A 14,413-nucleotide genomic window follows, 5' to 3' on the forward strand; every position below is an offset into this window, starting at 1 on the left:
CCGCGGAAGAACCCGCCGGCCTCGGCGAGGTTGGAGGTCAGCGGGCAGCGCCCCTCGGTCTGTGGCAGCGCGGCGCTCTGCGGCCTCGCGCGCTGGTCAGGGACTGGGTATCGACGCGGAAGTTCAGCAGCACCATGTAGTGGCCCTGCAGACCCTGACCGACCGGCACCTCGCGTACGAAGCCGATGCCGAGGGCGGACAGGCCGGCGGCGGGGCCGATCCCGGACAGCATCAGCAGCTTCGGGGACTCGTAGGCACCCGCGGACAGGATCACCTCGCGCTCGGCGCGGACCACATCGACGGCCCCGCCGCGCTCCACCGCCACGCCGGTCGCCCGGCCGCCGTCGACGACGCCGCGGTGGGCGCGGGCCGAGGCGAGCACGGTGAGGTCAGGCCGTTCCAGACCGGGGTGCAGAACGCGCCCTCGCCGCGCTCGCTGTCCTCGGCGCGCCGGAAGTACGGCAACATCTCGTCGTACGACCACCCCGTGGTCCCGGCCGCGGCCCAGCCGTCGAGTCGAGGTCCCCGTCGAGGCCGGACTTGAACAACTGGGGGAAGGTGGCCGGGACATGGATCTCCGTGGCGGTGTCGGGCCGCCCGCCTCGGCGTTTCTGAAAAGGCGCTTTCACGCCTGTCCGGTGGCACTCGAAGACCTCCGTGGCTCTCCAGCACCGTGCCGTGCCGAGTGCGCCGTATGCGCTCGCGTCTCGCCGCAGCCCTCGGCGCGCGCCCGAGGAACAGGAACTGACCTGCTGCGCGCGGTTCAGCGCGCCGCGCGCAGTTCGGCGTACAGCTCCGGTCCTGTCCACGTGCGCGGGGTGGCCTCCGCCTCGTGCACCAGGGCCGCGAGACGCGCGTTCGCGGGCGCGCCCATGCCGTGAGCGGTGGCCAGGGCGACGATCTCGCCCTGCAGGGAATCGATCTCCGTGGACCGGCCGCGCTGCAGGTCTTCCCACATCGAGGAGCGTGCGTGGGCGTCGATCCGGAGGGAGGCCGCCGCCACCCGGCGGAAGAGGGCGTCGGGCAGCCCGAGTACGTACGGGGTGACGCCGGGCGCCGTAGGACCGAGGCGGGCGGGAGTGACCCCAGCCGCCCGGTACGCGGCGAGGGCCTCGCGCTGGCACAGGGCGAGGCAGCGGCGGTACGCCCGTCGGCCGAGCTGGTCGCGCAGCGGCAGCCCTGAGAGGGCGTTGATCGCGTTGTTGAGGTTCATCAGCAGCTTGGCGTGCTGCACTTCGGACATGTCGGTGCGGGCCTCGAAGGCCAGGCCAGCCTCGTGGAAGGCGGCGCAGAGCGTGTCGTCGGGCTCGGTCATGAGCTTGCCCGGCATGCCCTGGTGCACAGTGCCCGGTTCGGACTGCACCACGTTGTACGGGACCATTCCGGCCAGCACGGTGTGACCGGGAAGCGCGGCGCGCAGGGTGGCGGGGTTGTGCAGGCCGTTCTGGAAGCTGACCACGACGGAGTCGGGGGCGAGGTGCGCGGCGAGGTCTTTCGCGGCGGCCTCGGTGCCGGCCGTCTTCACCGTGACCAGCACGTAGTCGGCGCCGGCCGCGGCCTCCGGTCCGGTGGCCAGGGTCAGCCGGTCCGGCGTGAGGTGGACCGGCGGCCGCACGGACGTACTGAGCGTGAGTCCCCGCTCGCGCAGCACGTCCATTCCGGCGGGCCGGCCGATGAAGGTCACGTCATGTCCGGCGGCGGCGAGGTGTCCGCCGAGGTGACAGCCGATGCTGCCGGCGCCGAGGACGGCGAAGCGGGGCTTGGGCACGGGGTGACTCCTGTGGACGTACGGGGCGGGCAGGGGCCAGCATGGACCAGGGGCGTGTCGGCTGACCAGGCCGCTCGGTCTGCCGCCGCTCACCGCCCTCTGCCGCTGACACCGGCGCCGTCACTCGCCCGGACGGCACGGCGTCCACGGGGCTCGGGCTCAGGCGGGGGACGGCAGACCTGCTCCCGGTCGCCTGCGTTCAGTGCCGCGTGCCATGCGCTGTTCGAGCCTGGTGCGGCGGTCCGGCCATTCCTCCATGGTGATCGAGAAGATCGCGGAGTCACGCAGTCGGCCGTCCTCGCCCGGCACCCAGGACCGGGACCAGTTCCGCAACACACCTTCGAACTATGCGCCGACCCCTGCTATCGCCGCCCGCGACCGGCTGTTGCGCGCGTCCGTCTTCACATCCACCCGTGCCACACCCCAGTTCTCGAACGCGTGCCGGAACAGCAGGTACTTGGCCTCGGTGTTCACACCCGTGCCCTGGGCCGACGCCGCGAGCCAGGTGAAGCCGACCTCGATCGCGCACAGTCCGCCGGTCGTCGGCCACAGCCGCGGATCCCAGTGGGCCGTGGCCTCGATCGCCCGCCCCGACGCCTGCTCCCCCTGCGCATACGGGGCCAGTTTCCCGGCGGCGGCACAGGCGAGCTGGGCATCGATGCATTCGGCACGCTGCGACGCAGGTCCGGACGCCGGCACCAGCGCGGCTCGGCTGCCTGGGCAACCGGACAGGCTCCGCGCCTGGACGTCCGTGTGGGCATCGCCGGCGAAGCGACCCAGGAACTCGTCGACACCTTCAGCCGGATGGTGACGTGGACGCCACCACGGTGCTCGTCGCACAGACTGCCGCGGCGTTCGTCGGAACCCTGACGCTCGTGCTGTTGCCTCTGACCGCCCGTCTCTCCCAGGAGGCCGGTGCACCTGCGCTCTACCAGTCGGTATGCGCCGCGATCCATCTGTCCAAGCCGACCTTGTCGCCTGCAGGGGGCAGGTCGGGGGCGCAGGTCAGTGGCGTGGAGGACAGTTGCAGGTGCGTGAGATAGCCGTAGGGGCCGTTGTCGGCCGTCGGCCCGAGAATGAGCGCGTGCGTGGGGGTGCGCCAGATGCGGTGCGTCAGCTCGGGGCCGATACCCGCGGTGTACGACGACGCGGTCGTCCGCTCGGGGGCTTCGCCCAGGTGCTCGGTGACCGCCTGCGCCGCCTGCGCGAGTACGGCCTCACAGTCCTCGTCGGTGGACGGTCTGCGGCTGACCCAGCCGGGCACCTGCTCCCAGCCCTCGATATAGCCGTACAGCCATGGACCGTTCCTCATGTCCTCGTCGCTCGGGTCGACGGGGTACACCTCGCCGAAGACGAGGAACGTCCGTGAGCCGGCGTTACCGAACGGGTTGCCGTACTCGTCGCAGACCACGTGCTGGTGAGCGGTGCGGAAGGAGTCGCAGACGAGTTGGTGCTCCCATTCCCATCCGCGACGCCGCATCTCCTCGGTCATGGCGTCGGAGTCGTCGGGCACCTGCGGCGCCGTCGGCAGTGCGACCAGCTCCGCGACGGCCTGTACGGTCAACGGACGGTGCACGAGGGCATGTACGGGTATCGCCATGTCGATCACTTTAGGCTGCGGGGGCAGGTCACGCAGGCCTCGCCGGGGCGAATCGTGGAGAACACGCCTCGCCGGCCCTCTCCGGCGTACTGTCCGCGCTGCCTCACCTGTGCTGCCTGGTGACGGCCCCGGCCGTGCACATCGCTTTCCGTTCCCGGCCGCGCACCCGGATCGCGCTCGGCTTCGCCTGCATCGCACTCGGGCCCGCCGGCGCCGTGAGCCGGCCCTACCGCTGCTCCTGGCCGGCCGGCAGGGTCCGCACGGCCCGGGCGACGTCCGCGCCGAGGTCGTCGAGGCTGTAGTCGGGGCCGAGGATCATCCGGCGCAACTGGGGCATGGCGATGCTCCAGCCGGCCAGGGCGAGGGTGAAGAACACGCGGGTGCGGGCGTCGCCGCCCGCGCCGCCGGATTCGGCGGCGTCGATCTTGTCCTGGTAGTGGCGGGTGCGAGCCTCCTCGGCCGGGACCGGCTGGTCGCCGATCTCCAGGGCCTCCCACATCACCAGGCGCAGTGCCTCGGGACGGGCCCGGTGATAGGCGAAGAGGCGCTCCGCGTACCCGGGCAGGTCCTCGCTGGGCGGTACGGCCTCGGCCAGCTCTGCCAGCGCGCGCTCCAGGACGACGGCGAAGAGCTTGTTCTTGTCGCCGAAATAGTCATAGATCGCACGCTTGTTGGCCTTGGCTTCGGTGGCGATACGGTCCACCCGGGCACCGGAGACGCCGTGCGCGGCGAACTCCGTGGTCGCCGCCGCGAGGATGCGCTCTCTGGTCGCTGCCGAGTCGTATGCCATGCCCTCATGGTAACGAACCAGTTCGTTTGAGCTCCGCAGCAGCCCGGGGTCCGGGGCCGCTCAGGGGACCAGCGCGATCTTGCCCGGGCTGTGCCGCCGTTCCAGTTCGGCGGAGGCGTCGGCGACACGGTCGAGCGGGTACGTGGCGGCGATCGGCACCTCGACGGTTCCGGTGGCGACCAGGCCGACCAGCTCCAGGAGGATCTCGCGGGCGGCCGCGTACCCCGTGGCGCCGGCCATGTGCAGGGAGCCCACCACCGCCCAGCTCAGCACCTCGTCGCCGGACGGCCGGCCCCTCCACCCCGGCGCCGACGGCCACGACGACGGCGCCCGGACCCGGCTCGGGTATCGGGACGCTCTGCGCCGAGGACCTGGCCCGCATCCAGGAGATCCTCCCGCACGGCGCGGACTCACCGCCCGGACGCACTTCACTGTGCCGACGCCAACCGCTCGGCACAGTACAGCAGTTCAGACGGTCAGGCATTGAAGCGGTAGGACCCCGCCCCTGCCCGGTACACCTGGTAGGCAGCCCCACCGGAGGCGTCGTCGCGGACGAAGACGGCTCCTGCTGGTGCGGCGACGGGCCGGCCCTGGGTGGGAACCCAGATCTCGGCGTCCGTGGTGTAGGGGACGGTCACCGCGAGGTCGATCCTGCCGTCCGGGCGGCGCCGCCACGCCGAGCTCACCGTGCCGCGCACCGTGTCGATCGAGGCGCTGACATGGTCGAGAGTCGCGGACACGAGGTCGGTGTCCTGAGTGTCCTTCGGGACACGGCTGTTGACCGCGACCGAGGGGATGTACGGACGAATGCGCAGTGTCTCGTACGCAGTTGACGTCGACTTGATGCCGGCCAGGCTCTGGTAGAACCAGGTGGCCACGTTGGAGCGGTAGTGGTGGTCGACCGAGAGGCGGTCGGTCCACTGCTCCCACAGCGAGGTGGCGCCCTCGGCGATCTGGTGGACGTAGCCGGGAACGCCGGTCTGAGTGACGGCCTTGAGGGCGAGGTCCGTGTATCCGTACTCGCTGAGGATGTTGAACTCGTAGCGCGAGCCGTACATGTCGTTCTGGATGTGGTGTCCGGCGGCCACGATACGGTCGGCGAGGAGTTGCGCGAGCGCCTTCCTGTTCTCGTCCAGCGTCTTCGTGCCGGCGAGATGGCGCGGGTCGTCGGGGTCCAGGTCCGAGCCGGGCACCAGGTCGACGGCGATGGCCATCGCGTTCTCGCTGGAGATGCTGCCACGGGTGAAGTGCCCCTGGGAGGGGTCCCAGTAGTGGGCGATGAACGCCCGGCGCAGGGTGCGCGCCAACTGCGCGTAGTGGGCGGCGCGTTCGGTGCGGCCGAGCCTGCGGCCGACCTCGTCCATGTAGTCGCAGAAGTGGATGTAAGACGACCGTCGCGGTGAGGTCCTGCCAGTCGTGGTCCTGCGGCAGACGGCCGCCGATCCACCGCGCGCCCGACCAGTCGCGCTCGCCCTTCAGCAGGCCGGTCTCCCAGGTCGCGGACTCGCTCCAGGGACCGGGCACGCCCTGGTCGTCCCAGGAGCGCACGCGCCAGAAGTACGTCTGCTCCAAGCGTGGCGCACCACCCCGGTAGGGCACCTCGACGCTCTCGGCGGCGGCCACCTTCCCGCTGTGCCAGATGTCGGCCGCGCCGGGTGCGGTGCCGACCTGGATCTCGTACGCGCTCTGCCGGGCCACCGGGGGCACCCAGCTGAACGTCGGCGCGGTCTCCGTACCCAGCGGCTCGACCCTGGAGCCGACCCGCAGGTGCGCGGGTGCGGAGCCGTGTCCGGCGGATGCCGCCGCGCTCGCCGCCCGAGCCCCCGGCGCGGCGGTGAGCGGGAGAGCCGCCCCTGCCGCCGTCGCCGTCATGACGCCGAGCAGGTGCCGGCGGCTCAGGGCGGTTCCGTTGTCCTCGGCCACGGCTCGGATTCCTTTCGTCAGGGGCACGTTGGTCAGCAGCACAGAAGGATTTGAAACGTTTCAATCCCTTCCATGCGGAAAGCTTGCGAACACCCGGTGGCGCAGCACAATCGTCTTGCACCACCGGAGCCGCTCCGGCCGCACGGGCACTGGGACAATGGGGCGATGACCGACACCACAGGGACCGCGGTCGGCACGGTCCGGCCTGCGACGCGCCACCGGGGGCGGCCCCGCCGCGAGGGCACGGAGGACCGGATCGTGGAGGCGGTGCTACGGCTGATGCAGCGCGGCATGGGTCTGAGCGCGATGCCTATGGAGGCGGTGGCCGGCCAGGCCGGAATCAGCAAGGCCACCCTCTACCGGCGCTGGCCCGGCAAGGAGGCGCTTCTGCTGCATGTGCTGGAGCGTCTTCAGGCCGAGGTCGAGGAGGAGACCGTCCTCACCGGCGTGCCGCTGCGCGAGGCTCTGTTCCGTGTCCTGGAGAGCATCCGGCGCGACTACCTCGGCGAGAACTCCGGCACCAACCTCGCCGTCCTGGCGGCGGAGATCCGCACACTGCCCGAGCTCAACGAGGCTTTCCTGCGCACGGTCATCGGCCCGCGCCGACAGGCCCTGTACGACCTGCTCGCCGCGGCCCAGCGGCACGGCGAGATCCGACCGGACCTGGACCCGGCCCTCATCGGCGAGCTCATCGTCGGCCCGGTCCTCTCCCGTTCGCTCCTCCACCCCGACGCGCCGCGGCCTGACGCCGAGTTCTCCAGGCAGGTGGTCGACTCGGTGCTCGACGGCATCGTGCCTGCGTCACCCTGACGTCGGCTGGTGGCCGACGGGGCTGTTACTCCTCACCAAGGGGACCGCTCCGCTCCAGGCCGGCCAAAAACTGCTCCTCGTAGGTGCCGACGGCGGGTCGCCGGATCGCCGGATCGCCGAAGCGTTCGGTACGGCTCGTCTGTCGAGGGGCTGCAGCATGCCGTGGACGCGCCGAAGGTACGGCGCGACCGCAGGTGCGACGAGGCCGCACGTCGACGGTGCCGTCGAGTACGAGATCCTGGCGACGCTCCCGCCGGGCAGCCCGTGGCCCGTGAGCGCCCATGGCCTTCGGCGTCTGCTTCGTGCCCCGTGGCTGGGCTCGGTTCCTTTGACCGTCTGAGCGGGGTCTACGCCCGCGTCGCCTCGGCGACGGGCGACGCGGGCGGCGGTGACCGGCCTCAGACCAGCTGCGCGGACTCGATCGTCACCGGCTCCACCGGCACGTCGCCGTGCCCGCCCCGGGAGGTGGTGGCCACGCCCTCGATCGCGTCCACCACGTCGTTGCCCGCCACGACCTTCCCGAACACCGCGTAGCCCCAGCCATCCTGACCGGGGTAGTTCAGGAAGTCGTTGCCGGTGGTGTTGATGAAGAACTGAGCGCTCGCCGAATGCGGATCCGACGTCCGCGCCATCGCCACGGTGTACTTGTCGTTCCTCAGGCCGTTCTTGGCCTCGTTCTCCACCCGCTGCGGCGCGGGCTTCTGCTTCATGTCCGCGGTCAGGCCGCCGCCCTGAATCATGAAACCCGGGATCACCCGGTGGAAGATGGTGCCGTCGTAATGGCCGGCCCGGACATACTCGACGAAGTTCGCCACCGTCTTCGGGGCCTTCGCCTCATCGAGGTCCAGGGTGATGTCTCCGGCCGAGGTCTTCAGCAGTACTGTGGTCATTCGGCCATCCTATGCGGCGGATTCGAAGAACCTCGGGAGCGGCCCTGGGCCCGCGTCGGCTGGTCAGGCAACCGGGTGAACGCGCACGGGCAAGGGCGCCCACGAGCGCAGGGGCTTGTCGGGGTGGCGGTGCCGAAGCCGACGTGGCCGGAGGGTCGCGGGCGGGGTCGAAGCGGTCGGGGTCGGCCCAGGGGCCAGGAAGAAGCTCTGCCCCGGCGGTGAGCCGCGACCGCGCCACCAACGGTGCTTGCGTGCGGGTGAGTTCACCGCGGTCGGCAGCGGCCCCGGACTGCCGCGCCGAAGCCGTCCTCGCTCAATGCCTCCCATGCGCACTGCGCGTCCACCCACGCTGACAGACCCGTCATCCGGTAAGCGTCCGCCGTGACGAGGTAGTCGCGCGGGCCGAAGGCGTTGACGGCCTTCTTGCCGTACAGCAGCGGGTTCTCCCGGCCTTCCGGGTCGAGGCCCACCGCGTCCGGGAACGCGCGCAGCGGGAAGCCCTCCACCGGCGCGGTGAAGGCATCGAACTCACCGCCATCGGCCAGGACTTGGTCGATCAGTTTCCCGGCCAGGGCGTGCCGCCTCGCGCGCTGCCGGCGCAGGGCCGGCGGGGCGAGGGTCTCACGCAGCACCCGGCGCGGGGTGTCGTGCCGGGGCGGGTCGGCCTCCAGCAGCAGGCTCGGGAGCCGCCAGGGCTTCTCGTGGCGGAAGTCGGCAGGCCCGCCCCAGAGTGCCGCCGGTCGACGAGGGCGGCGTGCACCTGTTCGTAGCGGACCGGCGCGTGGACGTCGTAGCGCGCCAGGTACACCACGGGGCCGGTTTGGCGCAGGGCGCGGTGCAGCGGTTCACGATCCATCGGGATGCCATGGGCGAACGGGTCGGCATGGCATGCCAGGACCGACTCGCCGTTCCATGTCCTGCCCGCGCCGTCATCGGACGCGCGAGCCGTGCGGACAACGGCGGCGGAGCGAGGGGTCTGCTCCGGCACCCTGGCGGAGACCTCGTCATGAGTCACTCTGTGCCGTGGTGCCGTGGTGCCGTGGCGGCCGGACAGGTACGCGCCGAGGGCAAGGAGCGCGGCAAGGGCGACCAGGGCGCAGACGGCGCCCCAGCCCAGTTGGGTGAACGCGCGCGTCCCCAGCCAGGAGCCGGCGCTGGCGCCGACGAACCCGCAGGTCATGTAGCCGGTGTTGAGGCGGCTGCGAGCCTCGGGACGCAGGGCGAAGATGCGGGCCTGGTTGGCCACCTGGCCGCACTGCACCGCCACGTCGATCAGGAGCAGCCCGGCGGCGAGCCCGGCGAGGCCGGCCGGACCGCCCGCGAGGCCGGTGAGGAGGAGCGCGCCAGAGGCGAGGGCGAGCAGGACGCACCCCAGGTTGACGCGGTCGGGGCCGTACCGGTCGACCCAGCGGCCGGCTGCGGGCGCCAGGAACATGCTGGCCGCGCCGATCAGCGCGAGCAGACCTACGGCCTGGGTTCCCAAGCCGTAGCGAGGGCCCGTGATCAGCAGGGCGACCGCGGTCCAGGCCGCGCTGAAGGCGCCGAAGACGGTGACCTGGAAGGAGACCGACCGCCGCAGCTGGGGCTCGTGGCGCAACAGTCGGAGGGTGTCGGCGAGCAGGGTGGGATAGCGGTCGCGCACGGCCGGGGCACTGCGCGGCAGGGTGAGGCCGAGCACGAGGGCCAGCAGGCCGGTGAGCGCGGCCGCCACCAGGTACGGGGCGCGCCAGCCGAAGTGCTCGCCCAGTACGCCGCCGAAGGCGCGGGCCAGCAGGATGCCACCGATCAGTCCGGCCTGCAGAGTGCCGGTGACCGCACCCCGGCGTTCTGGCTCGGCCATGCCCGCGGCCATGGGGAGCAGAATCTGCGGCACCACGGTGGCCGCGCCGACCACCGCACCGGCGGCGAGCAGCGGCCCGACGGCCGGGGCGAGGCCGGCGACGAGCAGCGCGAGCGCGGTCACGGCCAACAGCAGCGTGACGAGCGGTCGCCGCGGCAGCCGGTCGCCGAGGGGCACCAGCAGGAAGATCCCGGCGGCATAGCCGAATTGCGTGACGGTTGCCAGAACGGCCGCAGCGTCCTGGCCGATGCCGAAGCCGTGGGCGATCAACGGCGTGATCGCCTGCGGGAAGTAGACGTTCGCCACGGCGACCCCGCAGGCCAGCGCCATCACCAGGGGCAGCCTGCCGCTCAGCCCCGTCTGGGCCGGCGGGGCCGTGACAGCGGTGCCAGACACGGCAGGCCTCCCATGACCGAACGAACTAGATGGTTCGCTTCAGCCTGACACGACTCTCCTCGCGCGTCAAACGAACCAGTTCGTTCGCCCCTACTCGCAGGTCACGAGGCTTCTACTCGCAGGTCACGAGGGGATGATGCCGGGCCGGAACGGTTCGACGCCCACGATGTGGCGCACCCGCTCCGGCTCGACCAGGACGTGGACCCGCTGCTCGCCTTCGATCAGCCAGGGGTATCCGTCGAGCCCCAGGTACCTGCGGGCCAGCCGGTCCATGCCGCGCTCGGCCTCCTCCCCCGTCACGAAGCGCACCGCGCGGCCGGAGATCTGTACCCGGTCATAGGGGTTCTCCGCGTCGGCGTGCGAGAGGTGGACCCGGGCGTCGTGGCGAAGGTTCTCCTCCTTGATCCGGCCGACCGAGGTGTTGAAGACGATCAGTCCGTCCTCCAGTCCCACCCACATCGGCGTGACATGCGGCGCCCCGTCCGGCGTCACCGTGGCCACGTACCAGAAGTTCGGTTCCTCCAGTCGCTTGCGCACCTGCTCGGTCAACTCCGCTGCCATGAACGGTCCTTCCCGTGATCGGCTCTTGCACGGGCACTCTGTCACGGCCGCTCGGCGTGCCCGTCCGAGCGCCTGCGGTGCAGGGTGAAGGTCTCGAATACCGACAACTCGCCGTGCGGCTTGTTCACGTTGTAGTAGGTCACGTGCATCCGTGTCGTGTCACCGGCGTGCCGGCCGGGATCGACGGTGAACGCCGCGAAGCCATAAGGGTGTTCGACGTCCCGGACGCCCGTCCAGACCGCCTCCTCCTTGGTGTAGGTGGAGGTGCGCTTGCCGTTCGCGCCAGCTGTCGCGGACACCGCGGTGATCACCTTCGCGGTGCCGTCGGTGAAGAACTTCTGGTTCGTGGTTCCCGAAACGCCTCCGCCACCGAGGATCATGTGCACGGTGCCCATGCCCGTGTCGATGGAGTCGGTGGCCTGGGAGACCGGGCGGGGCGTGAGCGTCTCGCTGCCCGGGACGACACCCCGGACGGCCAGCGAGCGTTCGTAGTTGTGCTCGTGACCGCACAGGACGAGATCGACGCCGTACCTGTCGAACAGCGGGCCGTACTTCTGGCGCAGGCCCAGGTCGGCGCCGTTCGCGTCCGAGGAACTGATCATCACCTGGTGCATCGCGACGACGATCCAGTCGACCTCCCGGGAGGAGCGGGCGGCCTTCAGCTCCCGCTCCAGGAATGCGAGTTGGCGTCCGCCGGAGTAACCGCTGATGTAGTGGTCGCCGCCGTCCTGGAGGCAGTTGTCGTCGTTCTGCAGCACGATCACCCGGACCGAACCGACCGTGAACGCGTACCACAGACCGGCCAGTTCGGCGTCGGTCTCGGTGGAGGGCAGGGAGAAATAGGCCTGGTAGGCGTCGAGGCCGAGCGCGCCGTTGGCCTTCTCGATCTCGTGGTTGCCGGCGGCCGGCATCCATGGGCGGAAGCGCGCCGAACGGGTGTTGTTGGTGAAGAAGTTGTTCCAGGTGCGGACCCGGTCGACGTCGAGGTTGGCGTAGCAGAGATCGCCGTTGAGGAGGTGGAAGAGCGGGGCGACCTGTTCGATGCCGGTGACGATGTCCTTCGTCGCGGGGGTCGAGTTCGCGTCCAGGGCCACTGTGCCGTCCGCCGCCCACGTCACCTGCGGAGCAGACTGGTCTCCGAAGCTGGTGAAGGTGAACGGCTCGCGTCCGCGCGGGGCCGTGCGGAACGTACCGCTGTCGGGCGTCGCCCCCTCGTGCGTGGCGAGGTAGAGGTAGTCGGTGCCGGGGGTGAGGCGGTTCAGCGAGGCGTGGTGGACGTAGACGGTACGGCCGGAGATGCCATCGACGTAACTGACCGTGCGGGCCGGCGCGCCGGACCCGAAGCCGTGCTCCAGCGTGCCGTAGTGGACCACGGGTCTGGTCACCGGTCGGTCGGTGAGCCACGAGACCGTCATCTGGGTCCGCGGGTCTGCCCCGAAGGTCAGGTGCAGCCCCTGCACCGGAGGTGCGCCGGCCGAGTCCGCGGTGCGGTGGAGCGCCGGGGCGCCGAGCGGGGCGGCCTGCGCCGGGCCCGCTCCCAGCAAGGGGGTGACGGCCGCGCCCGCCCCCGCGGTGCCGAGAAGCCCCAGTGCGTGACGGCGGCTGACCCCGTCGGAAGCCGTCGGCGACCCGTCCGGGGTGTCTGCCTGTGCGGTCATGATGCCCTCCCTGCCGAACAGTTGAGCTGACGACCCCGCACACTGGCGCCCCTCAGCGGCGCCCGGGTGAACACGGCATGACCACCTGGTCATCGTGTGGCAGGCAATGGGTCGGCCGGTCGTCCAGCACGGCGAAGCCGAGCTCCGTGAGTCCGGTCCTGGAGTCGACGCGGTGGAGGAGGGCCGGCCCTCGGTGGTGCGTGGGCAGCCAGGCCCGGTCGAGTTCGGTGATCGCGTCGTCCACCCGGATGAACGGGCGCCCCGCCGCGGCCCGGACAAGGGCACTGGTCGTCCAGTTCGGCGCGCCCGCCTCGGCCCCCTCCGGCAAGTCCGCCACCGGAAGCTCGGGCAGCCCGAGCAGCGGAGCTGTCACCTCGTTGGCGTTCTCCCGCCAGGCGGTGGCCCACATCAGGGCGCAGGGCAGCGCCGGCAGACGCGGGCCGTGTCCGAGGTCGATCTTCGCCGGCTGAGGGTTCGATGCCTCCTGCCAGGCGGCCCAGCCTTCAGGGGTCGAGGGCAGCCGTGCTCCGTCGTAGGGCAGGAGCGTTCCGTCGAACGTCCAGGAAGAGCAACGGGGGCCGCACGGGATCGGTCATGGCCGCATGCCGGTCCCTCGCGTGGTGCCCGGTCAGAGGAAGCTGATGCCCTGGGCGAGGGGGAGTTCGCTGGAGTAGTTGATGGTGTTGGTGGCCGGGCGCATGTAGGACTTCCAGGCGTCGGAGCCGGATTCCCGGCCGCCGCCGGAGTCCTTCTCGCCGCCGAACGCGCCGCCGATCTCGGCTCCGGAGGTGCCGATGTTGACGTTGGCGATGCCGCAGTCGGAGCCGGCGGCGGACAGGAAGATCTCGGCCTCCTGCTGGTCGCGGGTGAAGATGCTGGACGACAGGCCCTGGGGGACATCGTTGTGAAGCGTGATCGCCTCGTCGAGGGTGTCGTAGGTGAGGACGTACAGGATCGGTGCGAAGGTCTCCTCCCGTACGACGTCGGTCCGTTCGTCGACGCGGACGAGGACCGGTTCGGTGTAGGCCGCCGCAGGTGCCGCTTCGGCGAGGCGCCGGTTTCCGCCGGCGAGGATCTTGCCGCCCTGGGCCTGGACGCGGGTGAGGGCGCTGTGCATGGCGTCAAGGGCCGAGGTGGAGATGAGCGGGCCGACGAGTGTGGTGCCGTCGAACGGGTTGCCGATGGGCAGCCTGGTGTAGGCGGCGGTCAGCCGCTCGATGAGGGTGTCGGCGATGTCGCGGTGGACGATGAGACGGCGCAGGGTCGTACAGCGCTGGCCCGCGGTGCCGGCCGCGGCGAAGACGATGGCCGGCACGGCGAGGTCGAGGTCGGCGGACGGGGCGACGATCGCGGCGTTGTTCCCGCCGAGTTCCAGCAGGCTGCGGCCGAAGCGGGCGGCGACGCGAGGGCCGACCTCCCGGCCCATGCGGGTGGAGCCGGTGGCACTGACCAGGGCGACGCGGGTGTCGTCCACGAGCTTCTCGCCGACCGCGCGGTCCCCCAGGAGCAGGCGGTGGACGTCGCGCGGGGCGCCGGTCTCGGCGGCGGCGCGGGCGAGCAGGTGGTCGCAGGCCAGGGAGGTCAGCGGGGTGAGTTCCGAGGGCTTCCAGATCACGGTGTCGCCGCAGACCAGGGCGATGGCGGTGTTCCAGGACCACACGGCGGCGGGGAAGTTGAAGGCGGAGATGACGCCGACGACGCCCAGGGGGTGCCAGGTCTCGGCGAGCCGGTGGCCGGGGCGTTCGGAGGCGATCGTGCGGCCGTAGAGCTGGCGGGACAGGCCGACCGCGAAGTCACAGATGTCGATCATCTCCTGGATCTCGCCGAGCGCCTCGGAGCGGATCTTGCCCGCCTCGATGGTGACGAGGTCGGCCAGGTCTCTCTTGTGCTCGCGCAGCAACTCGCCCAGCCGGCGGACCAGTTCACCTCGGCGCGGCGCGGGCGTGACGCGCCAGGCCAGGAACGCCGTACGGGCGGCGGTGACGGCGTCTACGGTATCGGCGTCGGTGGCGGCCGTCAGTCCGAAGAGGTTCTCGCCGGTCAGGGGCGAGCGGGCCGGGAGATCGTCGCCCTCGGGCACGTCGGCGCCGATGGTCCCGAGGGCGGCACGGGCGCGGGTGCGCAGCTCTTCCGTGGTGGGCAGTGCGGTGCTGGTCATGGGGGTCCCTTGAGGTGTG

Annotated in this window: 12 protein-coding genes and 3 pseudogenes; 1 reads left to right on the plus strand and 14 read right to left on the minus strand. The window is 71.3% G+C overall.

Going from position 1 to position 14,413, the window contains the following annotated elements; genetic code table 11:
• Nucleotides 1-37 precede the first annotated feature (37 nt).
• From LE548_RS46620 to LE548_RS29585, 7 genes and pseudogenes are all read right to left on the minus strand, one after another.
• Nucleotides 38-571: a GMC family oxidoreductase N-terminal domain-containing protein gene (locus LE548_RS46620; RefSeq protein WP_225100019.1), complete on the minus strand. Its 534-nt coding sequence runs from the start codon at nucleotides 569-571 to the stop codon at nucleotides 38-40.
• A 192-nt stretch (nucleotides 572-763) separates the two neighbouring features.
• Nucleotides 764-1,768, minus strand: coding sequence for a 2-dehydropantoate 2-reductase (locus LE548_RS29560; protein WP_225100020.1), 1,005 nt, complete (start codon nucleotides 1,766-1,768; stop codon nucleotides 764-766).
• Nucleotides 1,769-1,927: 159 nt separating this feature from the next.
• A pseudogene (locus LE548_RS29565) lies at nucleotides 1,928-2,428 on the minus strand (GNAT family N-acetyltransferase); the annotation flags it as partial.
• A 268-nt stretch (nucleotides 2,429-2,696) separates the two neighbouring features.
• Nucleotides 2,697-3,368, minus strand: a complete 672-nt coding sequence (locus LE548_RS29570; RefSeq protein ID WP_225100021.1) for a hypothetical protein — start codon at nucleotides 3,366-3,368, stop codon at nucleotides 2,697-2,699.
• Nucleotides 3,369-3,594: 226 nt separating this feature from the next.
• On the minus strand, nucleotides 3,595-4,158 hold the full coding sequence (locus LE548_RS29575) for a TetR family transcriptional regulator (RefSeq protein WP_225100022.1): 564 nt from the start codon (nucleotides 4,156-4,158) through the stop codon (nucleotides 3,595-3,597).
• A gap of 60 nt (nucleotides 4,159-4,218) precedes the next feature.
• Entirely contained in the window at nucleotides 4,219-4,416 is a 198-nt protein-coding gene (locus LE548_RS29580) for a zinc-binding dehydrogenase (RefSeq protein ID WP_225100023.1), read from the minus strand.
• 218 nt (nucleotides 4,417-4,634) lie between these two features.
• A complete protein-coding gene (locus LE548_RS29585; protein ID WP_225100185.1) occupies nucleotides 4,635-5,540 on the minus strand; it encodes an alpha-L-rhamnosidase C-terminal domain-containing protein in 906 nt (301 codons plus the stop codon).
• A gap of 706 nt (nucleotides 5,541-6,246) precedes the next feature.
• Here LE548_RS29585 and LE548_RS29590 point away from each other — a divergent pair.
• Nucleotides 6,247-6,891 carry a TetR/AcrR family transcriptional regulator gene (locus LE548_RS29590; RefSeq protein ID WP_225100024.1) on the plus strand — a complete coding sequence of 215 codons (645 nt, stop codon included), beginning with the start codon at nucleotides 6,247-6,249 and terminating at the stop codon, nucleotides 6,889-6,891.
• 398 nt (nucleotides 6,892-7,289) lie between these two features.
• Here the strand turns inward: LE548_RS29590 and LE548_RS29595 are convergent, their stop codons facing one another.
• From LE548_RS29595 to LE548_RS29625, 7 genes and pseudogenes are all read right to left on the minus strand, one after another.
• Nucleotides 7,290-7,781: a peptidylprolyl isomerase gene (locus LE548_RS29595; protein ID WP_225100025.1), complete on the minus strand. Its 492-nt coding sequence runs from the start codon at nucleotides 7,779-7,781 to the stop codon at nucleotides 7,290-7,292.
• Between the two features lie 263 nt (nucleotides 7,782-8,044).
• On the minus strand, nucleotides 8,045-8,413 hold the full coding sequence (locus tag LE548_RS29600) for a hypothetical protein (protein ID WP_225100026.1): 369 nt from the start codon (nucleotides 8,411-8,413) through the stop codon (nucleotides 8,045-8,047).
• A 392-nt stretch (nucleotides 8,414-8,805) separates the two neighbouring features.
• Nucleotides 8,806-9,951, minus strand: a pseudogene (locus LE548_RS29605) (MFS transporter); the annotation flags it as partial.
• Between the two features lie 189 nt (nucleotides 9,952-10,140).
• Nucleotides 10,141-10,578, minus strand: coding sequence for a TIGR03618 family F420-dependent PPOX class oxidoreductase (locus tag LE548_RS29610; RefSeq protein WP_225100028.1), 438 nt, complete (start codon nucleotides 10,576-10,578; stop codon nucleotides 10,141-10,143).
• A 41-nt stretch (nucleotides 10,579-10,619) separates the two neighbouring features.
• Complete coding sequence (locus tag LE548_RS29615; RefSeq protein ID WP_225100029.1) at nucleotides 10,620-12,236, minus strand: metallophosphoesterase family protein; 1,617 nt, start codon at nucleotides 12,234-12,236, stop codon at nucleotides 10,620-10,622.
• A 52-nt stretch (nucleotides 12,237-12,288) separates the two neighbouring features.
• Nucleotides 12,289-12,832: pseudogene (locus tag LE548_RS29620) on the minus strand (hypothetical protein).
• 32 nt (nucleotides 12,833-12,864) lie between these two features.
• Entirely contained in the window at nucleotides 12,865-14,394 is a 1,530-nt protein-coding gene (locus LE548_RS29625) for an aldehyde dehydrogenase family protein (protein WP_225100030.1), read from the minus strand.
• Between the last annotated feature and the right edge of the window lie 19 nt (nucleotides 14,395-14,413).

Origin of the sequence: Streptomyces sp. CoH27, assembly GCF_020181035.1 — a bacterium.
Classification (GTDB): Bacteria; Actinomycetota; Actinomycetes; order Streptomycetales; family Streptomycetaceae; genus Streptomyces; species Streptomyces camelliae.